This window comes from Marseilla massiliensis (genome assembly GCF_016899855.1).
In the GTDB taxonomy this organism is placed as follows: Bacteria; Bacteroidota; Bacteroidia; order Bacteroidales; family Bacteroidaceae; genus Prevotella.
Window position 1 is genome coordinate 1 of sequence record NZ_JACJJG010000095.1, and the last position, 10,005, is coordinate 10,005.

At 44.2% G+C, this 10,005-nt stretch carries 9 protein-coding genes; 6 read left to right on the top strand and 3 right to left on the bottom strand.

The window, feature by feature from the left end; all coding sequences use genetic code 11:
* Positions 1 to 1,629, bottom strand: a 1,629-nt coding sequence (locus tag H6A34_RS11830; RefSeq protein ID WP_205105686.1) for a glycoside hydrolase family 10-like protein, incomplete at its 3' end; no start/stop codon positions are given.
* Between the two features lie 182 nt (positions 1,630 to 1,811).
* Between H6A34_RS11830 and H6A34_RS11835 the strand changes: the two genes are divergently transcribed.
* From H6A34_RS11835 to H6A34_RS11850, 4 genes are all read left to right on the top strand, one after another.
* On the top strand, positions 1,812 to 2,297 hold the full coding sequence (locus H6A34_RS11835; protein ID WP_021948154.1) for an outer membrane beta-barrel protein: 486 nt from the start codon (positions 1,812 to 1,814) through the stop codon (positions 2,295 to 2,297).
* Between the two features lie 24 nt (positions 2,298 to 2,321).
* Positions 2,322 to 3,170, top strand: coding sequence for a carboxylating nicotinate-nucleotide diphosphorylase (gene nadC / locus H6A34_RS11840; protein ID WP_205105687.1), 849 nt, complete (start codon positions 2,322 to 2,324; stop codon positions 3,168 to 3,170).
* A 211-nt stretch (positions 3,171 to 3,381) separates the two neighbouring features.
* Positions 3,382 to 4,950, top strand: coding sequence for a M23 family metallopeptidase (locus H6A34_RS11845; RefSeq protein ID WP_205105688.1), 1,569 nt, complete (start codon positions 3,382 to 3,384; stop codon positions 4,948 to 4,950).
* Positions 4,951 to 5,026: 76 nt separating this feature from the next.
* Complete coding sequence (locus H6A34_RS11850; protein WP_205105689.1) at positions 5,027 to 6,667, top strand: dipeptidase; 1,641 nt, start codon at positions 5,027 to 5,029, stop codon at positions 6,665 to 6,667.
* A gap of 256 nt (positions 6,668 to 6,923) precedes the next feature.
* On the opposite strand, the gene H6A34_RS11855 is transcribed toward H6A34_RS11850, so the two are convergent.
* Together H6A34_RS11855 and H6A34_RS11860 are read right to left on the bottom strand one after the other, a co-directional pair.
* Complete coding sequence (locus H6A34_RS11855) at positions 6,924 to 7,580, bottom strand: peptidylprolyl isomerase (RefSeq protein ID WP_239480867.1); 657 nt, start codon at positions 7,578 to 7,580, stop codon at positions 6,924 to 6,926.
* A gap of 58 nt (positions 7,581 to 7,638) precedes the next feature.
* Complete coding sequence (locus H6A34_RS11860) at positions 7,639 to 8,277, bottom strand: HD domain-containing protein (RefSeq protein WP_021948149.1); 639 nt, start codon at positions 8,275 to 8,277, stop codon at positions 7,639 to 7,641.
* Positions 8,278 to 8,391: 114 nt separating this feature from the next.
* Here H6A34_RS11860 and menA point away from each other — a divergent pair, with 114 nt between their 5' ends.
* Together menA and H6A34_RS11870 are read left to right on the top strand one after the other, a co-directional pair.
* Positions 8,392 to 9,261: a 1,4-dihydroxy-2-naphthoate octaprenyltransferase gene (menA, locus tag H6A34_RS11865; protein WP_239480866.1), complete on the top strand. Its 870-nt coding sequence runs from the start codon at positions 8,392 to 8,394 to the stop codon at positions 9,259 to 9,261.
* A gap of 13 nt (positions 9,262 to 9,274) precedes the next feature.
* On the top strand, positions 9,275 to 9,955 hold the full coding sequence (locus H6A34_RS11870; protein ID WP_021948147.1) for a hypothetical protein: 681 nt from the start codon (positions 9,275 to 9,277) through the stop codon (positions 9,953 to 9,955).
* The last annotated feature ends 50 nt before the right edge of the window (positions 9,956 to 10,005 follow it).

Genomic DNA, 10,005 nt, shown 5'->3' on the forward strand with positions numbered 1-10,005 from the left:
ATATATCACGTAACAACCGTTCTTTATTCCGGTAATGTCTGTACTTTTGTCTCGGTAGGGTAGTGTCTTAATGATTGTTCCTGCAAGACTTTTTATCATTATATAATCAGCATCGAGCTCATGGCCTTTATCTGGAAGCCATAATTTCCGTCCGTCGTTTTTAAGAAATTCCGTGGTTCTTTCAGGTTGTATTTCAGCTTTTTCCTGTACAGGGGCACTTTCTTGCCCATAACGGTTCATACTCGTTACGGCATAGTATAAATTGTCCTTGCTGTTTATTGCAAGATGGTTTTCCTGCAATCGTTGCGCAATCAGGTTGCGTGTGTCGTTAATGTCGACCGGATATGTTCTTGAGGCATATACGTTATAACTTATTCCACCGTTTGCGTTATCTGTGATTTTGTCCCATTTTATTGCCTCGAAGTCATCCGACTTTATTTTTGTTAAGTTACTGGGAGCTGAAGGTGTGGGCATGTGTGCCCATGTCATAGGAGGAATTAGTGCCGGATATAGATTGAAGTAATCCTTGGTAAAAGAATAAAGTCCTTTTGTGTCGTCACAGAAGAATTTATTTCTGAAGAATGCGTATCCCATACCCTTTTTGCGGGCAACATACATTTGCCTTATGACTTCATCTACAGGCCAATTGCCTTCTTCCGATGATAAAAAGTATATTCCAAGTCCGGGTACGATAGTTCGGCCATGGCAGTTTTCATTCCAGTCCAGCGCAAAAGGATAAAACTGGTTACCCTTGAAATACATCATCGGGTAAATCTGGTCCATTATGCCCATGCGTAACCACCCTTGGGCGTCCTGGTAGCCCTTGGAAAAAGCGTTCCAGCCATTGCTTGAATAACGTGCGAGGTCCGAGTATTTGCCTATCGGGGCGCAACTGAGTTTCACCCACGGCTTTATGCTCTTTATTACATTATATACATTTTTTACAATATCTGTGATATTTTGGCGGGCCTTGTCGTTTTTTGTGTCGACCTTCCATGTCTCTGGGTATCGTATATAGTCAAGGTGTATACCGTCAACATCATACTTGCTGGTTATCTCCGAGCATATGTCGGCTATGTATTTTTTCGCAGAGGGATTGTTCGGATCGATGTATCCTTCATTGCCTTTTCTGACAACCAAGGTCGGATGTTTACGTCGTAAGGTTTTACATCCAAAAGAATTCCATTTACCGATTGGGATGGCCACAATCCAGGCTTGGATTTCCATACCGCGTTTGTGGCATTCGTCAATGGCGAAAGCTAACGGGTCGTATCCTGGACTTTTGCCAGGAATGCCTGAACAACAACCGTCCCAAGGTTCGATTGCGGACGGATATATTACGGTTCCTCTTATTCTGGTTTGAAATAAAACCGTGTTTATGTTCGCTTTTTTAAGCTTGTCAAGTATTTGTGTCAGTTCTTTTTTCTGGTTTTCAATAGAAATGTAGCTGTTAGCATAACAACGAGGCCAGTCAAGACCTCCAATTGTAGCAAGCCATACAGCCCTTACTTCATGTTTGGGATTAACTCTGAACAGTTCTCCTTGCCCTACGCCAAAGCATGGCAGTGTCAATAAAATTAGTGTGATTGTTATCGTTGTTGTTGTCAGGTATTTGCCTAAAAGTTTCATTTTGTGGTATAAACATCTATAATTTCGTGCAAAGTTATAGTATTTTTTTTGTTTTTCAAATTTAATATGTACTTTTGCATTACGATGATATGGTCAGCAGACAGGGCTGTTTTAGCCGAATATGTGATAAAACCGTAAAATCGGCAACCGCCTGACAATAAACAAAAATAAATATAATCTTTATGAAAAAAATCTCAATGCTGTTGCTTGCCTTATTAATGGCAGTGGCAAGTCATGCTCAGTTTGAGCAAGGTAAGTGGTATGTGGGAGCTTCATTATCGGGGCTTGACATCAGTTATAGTGGTGCGGAAGAGTTCAATTTAGGCTTGGATGCTAAAGCCGGATACCTGCTTGCCGATGATTGGATGTTGCTTGGACAGTTCGGTTACCAGCATAGCGGACTTGAAGGAGCTTCGGATATGTTGACTTTCGGTATCGGCGGAAGATATTATATAATACAAAATGGATTGTATTTAGGGGTTAATGCAAAACTCGTACACGCCAATCATAATTATAATGACTTGATGCCGGGTATTGAGGTCGGTTATGCTTTTTTCCTTAATAAGTCAGTGACAATTGAACCGGCTATTTATTACGACCAGTCGTTTAAGGACCATTCAGATTATTCCAAAATTGGATTTAAAATAGGAGTGGGTGTTTATTTGTAATTTAATAGAAAGGATATTAATTATATGTACTCAGTTGACGAATTGGAAGATAGGCTCATTGACCTTGCCTTTGCTGAGGATATAGGCGATGGTGACCATACAACATTATGTTGCATACCTGATGATGCGATGGGTAAATCGCACTTGTTGATAAAAGAAGACGGAATACTTGCAGGTGTTGAAGTCGCTAAAAGGGTATTCGCACGTTTTGACCCGACATTGCATGTTGATGTACTTATCAAAGATGGATCTGAAGTTAAAAAGGGCGATATAGCCATGATCGTCAGTGGCAAGATACGCTCATTACTTCAGACAGAACGTCTGATGCTCAATATAATGCAGCGTATGAGCGGAATTGCAACCATGACGCATAGGTATGTAAAGAGGCTTGAGGGTACAAAAACAAAAGTTCTTGATACCAGGAAGACTACTCCCGGAATGCGTATGCTTGAGAAACAGGCCGTGAAAATAGGGGGAGGGGTCAACCATAGAATAGGGCTCTTTGACATGATACTGCTGAAAGACAATCATGTTGATTTTGCCGGTGGCATAAAGAATGCAATTGACAGATGTCATAAGTATCTTACGGAAAAGTCGTTAGACTTGAAGATAGAAATTGAAGTGCGTAACTTTGACGAAATAAGGCAGGTTCTTGATTGTGGGGGAGTTGACCGTATAATGCTTGACAATTTTTCGGTTGAAGATACTAAAAAGGCTGTTGAGATGATTGACGGTAAATATGAGACTGAATCAAGCGGCGGAATTACTTTTGATACGATACGCCTGTATGCAGAATGTGGTGTCGACTTTATATCTGTCGGGGCATTGACGCATTCTGTTAAGGGGCTTGACATGAGTTTCAAGGCCTGTTGAATGAATGTTAGTTCAGTGAAAGTGAAAAGGCGGAATATTATATGTTTCGAGTATAGGAAAATATGATTAGTCTTATATATACATGTATTCCATCTTTTTGCTTTCACTTTTTATGTTCATAATAATTATTATCTAAGTGTTAGGTCTTTTATCTACATTGCTTGTCTCATCAATTCTGACTTTTAGTCCTCCGGTCAATTATCCTGTTTCCTTGGCTGGAAATTTTGGTGAACCACGTCCTAATCATTTTCATGGAGGTATTGATGTACGTACAGGGCAGGTAGAAGGTAAGCCTATTTTTTCTGTTGCTGACGGTTATGTAAGCAGGGTAACGGTTGGACTTTATGGCTTTGGCAATGCGGTGTATGTGAGGCACCCTGGTGGAATAACTACCGTGTATTGCCATTTAAAAAAGTTCACTCCCCAGTTGGAAGCTATTGTACGTAAATGGCAATACCAAAACCAGGATTATTTTGCAGATGTTCGCTTAAGGCCTACGGATTATCCGGTGTCAAGAGGACAGCTTATTGCCGTAAGTGGTAATTCCGGAGCGAGCAAGGCCCCACATCTTCATCTTGAATTTCGCGATACGAGAACGTGGAGTTTCCTTGACCCGTTACAATACTTGAAATATTACGTAACCGATACAACAAAGCCAATAGCTCATTCGTTCATGGCATATCCGATGAAAGGACAAGGGCTTTTCTGTGGCTCGTCACGGAAACAGTCATACGGTTTTTCGTCACTTAACCTTACACGCAAGTTTACCGCATGGGGTAAAGTCGGATTCGGCATTTGGGCAAATGATTACATGGAAGGTAGCTACGGCATTCTTGGGGTGCGGCACACAACACTAACCGTTGACGGTAAGATAGTGTTCGAGAGTGATGTTGACAGCATACCGGACCATTGTAATCGTATGGTTAATTCATGGGGAGACTATGAACATTATTGCCGGACGCACGTTTGGTATATGAAATCGTTTGTTGAGCCTGGCAATACGTTGCCTATTTTGCGTACATCGCAAGGTAGTAATGGATATGTTGACTTTAATGAAGAGCGTGATTACCATTTTGTTTACACCATAACCGATGTATTTGGAAATTCGCGGCAATATACTTTTATAGTTCGTGGGCAACGGCAAGACATTCCGGCTGTGGATTCGCGTAATTTTATGAATACATTAAGGTATGACAGAATGAATTGTTTTCAGCGTCCGGGACTGTCACTTACAGTTTCACAAGGGCTGTTGCCTGACGATATAGAATTGTCGCCGAAGATGGGTGTTGATGACGGTGGGTTGTCCAATGAATGGTGTTTTTACAGGCAGTCATATCCACTTTTCGGTTGGGCAAAGATAAGTCTTAGGTTTAAAAAGGCCGTACCAGACCCGAGCAAATTATATATAGTAAGCCATTATGGCGTAGATCGGTATATGGGTGGAACGTATAAGGATGGTTGGGTGACAGGACGTATTCGTGAACTTGGCGCAAGTTATGAAATAGCGTATGATGATGAACCGCCTGTAATATCAGGTTATAGTGCGTCGTCAAAAACAATTCGTTTTTATGCATATGACAAAAAGAGTGGTCTAAAGTCAATCCGTGGATTTGTGGACGGCCGTTTTGTTCTGTTTGAGTATAATGAAAAGGCTCATGTCTATACATGCACTTTAAGCGAAACCCCGTTAAGAAAGACTGGGCGGCAGCGTGTATTGAAACTTGTTCTCACAGATAATAGGAACAATGTGAAAGTATTTAAGGCACAATTCATTTATTAGGATAAATGTGCTATAGGTAACTACATTCAAAAACCTGTTTATCTTGGATTATCGGAAATAATAAATAACAGTAAATATGAAAAAAATCTTATTGTCAGTTTTAATGCTGTCTGCATATATTTATGCACAGGCATGTACGAACTTCATCGTAGGCAAGGATGCAAGTGCCGACGGTTCGGTGTTTACGACTTATAACGCGGATGATTACGGAATGTTCATCGGTCTTTGCCATTTTCCTGCAGGGAAACATGTTAAGGGAGAGATGCGTCAGATTTATGACTGGGACACAAAGGAATATCATGGCGAAATACCTGAAGCGGCGGAAACTTATAACGTGATAGGCAATATAAATGAATACCAGGTGTCTATCGGTGAAACCACTTTCGGGGGACGTCATGAGATGGTGGATTCCACCGGTGTGCTTGATTATGGCTCGTTGATATATATTGCCCTGCAACGCTCTAAGACTGCCCGTGAGGCTATCAAGGTGATGACAACACTTGCTGAGACTTACGGATATTGCTCCGAAGGCGAGACTTTTTCTATCTGTGACCCCAACGAAGCTTGGGTAATGGAGATGATGGGTAAAGGACCTGGCAGCAAAGGAGTAGTATGGGTAGCGTTGCGTATTCCAGACAGTGCGATTTGTGCGCATGCCAACCAAAGCAGAATCCGTACGTTCGACCAGAAGGATAAGAAGAATGTGATGTTCTCTAAAGACTGCATTAAATTTGCAAGGGAAAAGGGATGGTTTGACGGAAAGGACGAAGACTTCAGTTTTTGTGAAACGTACGCCTATCCGGATTTTTCCGGGCGCCGCTTCTGCGAGGCTCGCGTGTGGAGCTTCTTTAATCATTTCTCGGATGACATGGAGCGCTATCTGCCTTATGCAGAGGGTAAGGTGAAGAATGCCGAGCCAATGCCGTTGTGGATTGTGCCGAACAAGAAGGTTACGTTGCAGGACATGCGTGATTGTATGCGTGACCATTATGAAGGTACGCCGTTTGCTCTTGACAACGACCCGGGGCAGGGTATATGGAATATGCCTTACCGCCCTACGCCTCTTACGTATAAAGTTGATGGAAAGGAATACTTTAATGAGCGACCTACATCCACGCAACAGTCAGGTTTCTCGTATATTGCACAGTTGCGTTCGTGGCTTCCGCGACAGATTGGGGGTATTCTTTGGTTTGGCAATGACGACGGCAACATGGTGGCATACACTCCCGTTTATTGCGGTAATACCACTCAGCCTGAATGTTACAATACGCCTGGGGCGGATGCCCTGACATTCAGTGACAAGAACGCTTATTGGGTTTGCAACTGGGTAAGCAATATGGTGTACCCACGTTACTCAATGATGTTCGGTTCGTTGAAGGAGGTAAGGGATTCGCTCGAGACAAGCTATATGGCAGAGCAAGCCGATATTGAGGCGAATGCAAAGCAACTGTATGCCGAAAGTCCATCAAAGGCTGTTTCCTTTTTAAACGGTTACAGCAACGACAAGGCGCAGCAGATGTTGGCACGATGGAAACAGTTGGCCGTTTATCTTATTGTGAAGTATAACGACATGACCGTAAAACCTGAAGATAACGGCAAGTTCAAGCGTACAAAGACGGGTATTGGAGCCCCCGTCGAGCGCCCTGGATATCCTGATTATACGGCACGTGAGATTGTACGTACTACCGGCGATAAGTATGCCGTGCCTGCTGAATAATTACGTTAATGGACATTTGTATTATTTAAGCATACGGACTACGCCCCGTCGACCGGTGATGAATTGGTCGGCGGGGTTTTGTGTGTGAGGTATTAAGCATGTATCTCACGTTGCCTTTTTGGATACAAAGAGTGTAGCAAAAGGCGGCCTTTGGAATTACCAAAGGCCGCCTTTTAGCTTGTGTTTTACGGTATTTTGCATTACAAAATGCCGTCTTTCATGAAATGCAATGTGATGTGATTCGCTGCCATGCTGATTATTTCACCACCGTGGCCCGTATTATACGTATGTCTTCCTTAGGCCGGGCGTTGTCGTCAGTATCAACCCATTCGATTTCCTTCACCACGTCCAACCCTTCCATGACTTCTCCGAATACCGTGTATTGACCGTCAAGGTGTGGCGCTCCGCCGGTTGCTTTATACACTTCACGCACCTCAGGTGTAAGCTTGACAGTACCGCCTGTCTGTTTGTCGAGCCGCCGTTGCTGCTCGTCAAGCATTGTGTCATTGAAGCGCCGTCCATAGATAATGTAGAATTGAGATGAAGATGACGCTCGTTCAGGGTTGTCAGTATCGCTTTCCCGTGCGGCTCCTACCGCACCGCGTTTGTGGAATAGGGCAGGGTAACGTATCTCGGCAGGAATCTTATAGCTTTCGGGTGAGTCTCCGAGCAGTTGTCCAGCCTTGGCGTTACGGCTTGCGCTGTCGCCGGTCTGTATCATGAAATTGTATATTACACGGTGGAACAGTAGGCCGTCGTAGTATCCTTGCCTTACAAGTTTCAGAATGTTGTCGCGGTGTTGTGGTGTCTCGTTGTATAATGCTATGCGTATGTTTCCTTTTGATGTCTCTAGCAGAATCTCATGTCGTGCCGTATCTGTTGTCTGTGCATTACATGCTGTCATCATGGCCATTGCGAAGATGAACGTAAACATGTTCTTCGCTACCGTGTGGAGGCGGTTTGTTGTAGTGTCATAATCCTTTTTCTTCATCATATATTTTATCAAATATCTGTTTCAGTTTTACTGGTTGGATAATCAGTTCGCGTATTTTCTTGAGGTTTGTCTCGTTCTCTGAGCCCGGTATCCATAGCCGTATGTATCCGTGTTGCGAGTATTTCCCGTCAAGGTGCGCCATGAAGCGGCGCCATTGTTCGTCCCTGTTCTTGTCAGGGTATCGGTCAAGGCCGAACTGTATTGTGCGCCTGAACACTGTTTCGGGTTGCAGCTCGCGGTCGGCCTCGGCTACAATCTTGCCGTAAACGCTGCGTGGTGCATGCGAAGCCGATGCACGATGGTCTTCTACGGCCTCTTTCATTACCTTTATCTGGTCTGCCGTAAACCATTTCTTCAGCCGTGCGTCGGCCGCCAGAATCTTGCCGCCAGTGACGTGATGTATGGCTCTTGGACCCTCCAGCCCGAGATCGTGGTAGGCAGCTATGGCATAGGCCATGTTTACGTCGGCCCCGATAGTAGTGGCAAGTTTGACGGAACGGCGTATTACGTTGGTTACGTGCGGTAGCCTGTGGGCCTTGTCGAAGTTAGAGTATCGTGGCAGGATTTCGGTCTCGATGAAAGCCATCAAGTCAAGATTGACATTTTTTTCCGTCATGGTTCAATGTATCTTAATTTCTTGCAAATATACAATTAAATGTTTACTTTTGCAAGCAAAAAGTCAAGTAAAGGGATGATGAATGAAGAAAAACAAATTATAGCAGGTTCACCCATGGCTTGGTTACTGGCCGCACGTCCGAAGACGCTGGCCGGTGCTGCTGTTCCCGTCATGATAGGGTTGTCAATGGCTTTTGCTGACGGCGGAGTGGCGGCATTCAGGCTTGCCCCCGCTATACTCTGTGTACTGTTCGCTTTCATAATGCAGATTGACGCAAACTTTATAAACGACTATTTCGACTTTATCCGTGGCAATGATGACGAGACGCGTCTTGGACCACGCCGTGCGTGTGCACAAGGGTGGATATCGGCAAAAAGTATGTTGCGCGCAATTGCAATTACAACCGTGTTAGCTTGTTGTGTAGGCATGCCGCTGGTCATGTACGGAGGGGTAGGTATGATAGCCATAGGTGCTATTTGCGTTGTTTTTTGTTTTCTGTACACCACATCATTGTCGTACAAGGGTCTTGGTGACATCCTCGTGCTCGTGTTTTTCGGTATTGTTCCCGTGTGTGCCATATATTACATCCAGCTTGGCACTATTACAACCGAGGTGTTCTTGGCCTCATTGGCATGTGGTTTCGTGATTGACACGTTGCTGTTGATAAACAATTATCGCGACATTGACAATGACTCACGTGCCGGAAAGCGGACGCTTGTTGTAAGGATAGGCGCCGTGGGCGGACGCTTGGCTTATCTTGCATCTGGCGCTGTGGCTGTGTTGATAGGCTTGTCGTATGTCCTATACGGGCATGTGTGGGCTTCGTGCCTGCCCGTTTTGTATATGTTACTGCATTATTTTGCTTACCGCAGGATGGTGCGTATCGGCAAAGGCAAGGCATTGAATGCGGTACTCGGCCTGACGGCGCGTAATATGTTTGTTTATGGTGTGCTTGTATCTGTAGGCTTTTTGTTGGATGCATAACATTAACAGAATTATGAAAAGGATTTTTTTAGCCTTGATTATGGCTACGGTATGTGTGTTTGCGAATGCGCAACATGCCGATGACCCCGAGAAAGATCATGTAAGCGTAACGCTCAATGACGGAACCGTAGTTGAAGGGTATGTGCGGACATATTGGGTGGACGGAAAGCTGTTCAAGAGGATGAACACTTCATTCACTTTATCGGAGACGCCAGACGGTAACGATGTTACAGAGTATGACGCTGACGACGTGCGTTCGATAGATTTTGTTAAGAAAACGTCTGAAGATGGCAGATATGACCATCTGGAATCGCACCTTGTCGCTAACCCGTCACTGCTTAAACCTAAACGCGTACAGCGTCAGTTTGTCTATGTTGAAGGAGAAAATGAACTTGGGAAGATGTATTGGTGGAACGGTGTTGATTCCCAGAACATGCAGCTTGGCAAGATGAATATTTCGACAATATACGGAGTTTGTCTTAAAGGTGATAGTGTGATAGTGCCATTCATGACAGGCAACGTAATCAGCCTTAATGCTATGCGGATTCGGTATAAGAAGACCCGCCGTGACTTTGTTGAATACGTAGATAAACGTGTTCTCAAGGGCGGTCGGCGCCTGTGGGATAGCATAGCCTACAATCCCATGCTGTTCCTTGAAATATGCAGGGATTATAAGGAGGAAGAAGGGACGTAATCTTTTGTGATAAAGTCAGTATATTTTATAGATGCCAACCGCCCGAACAC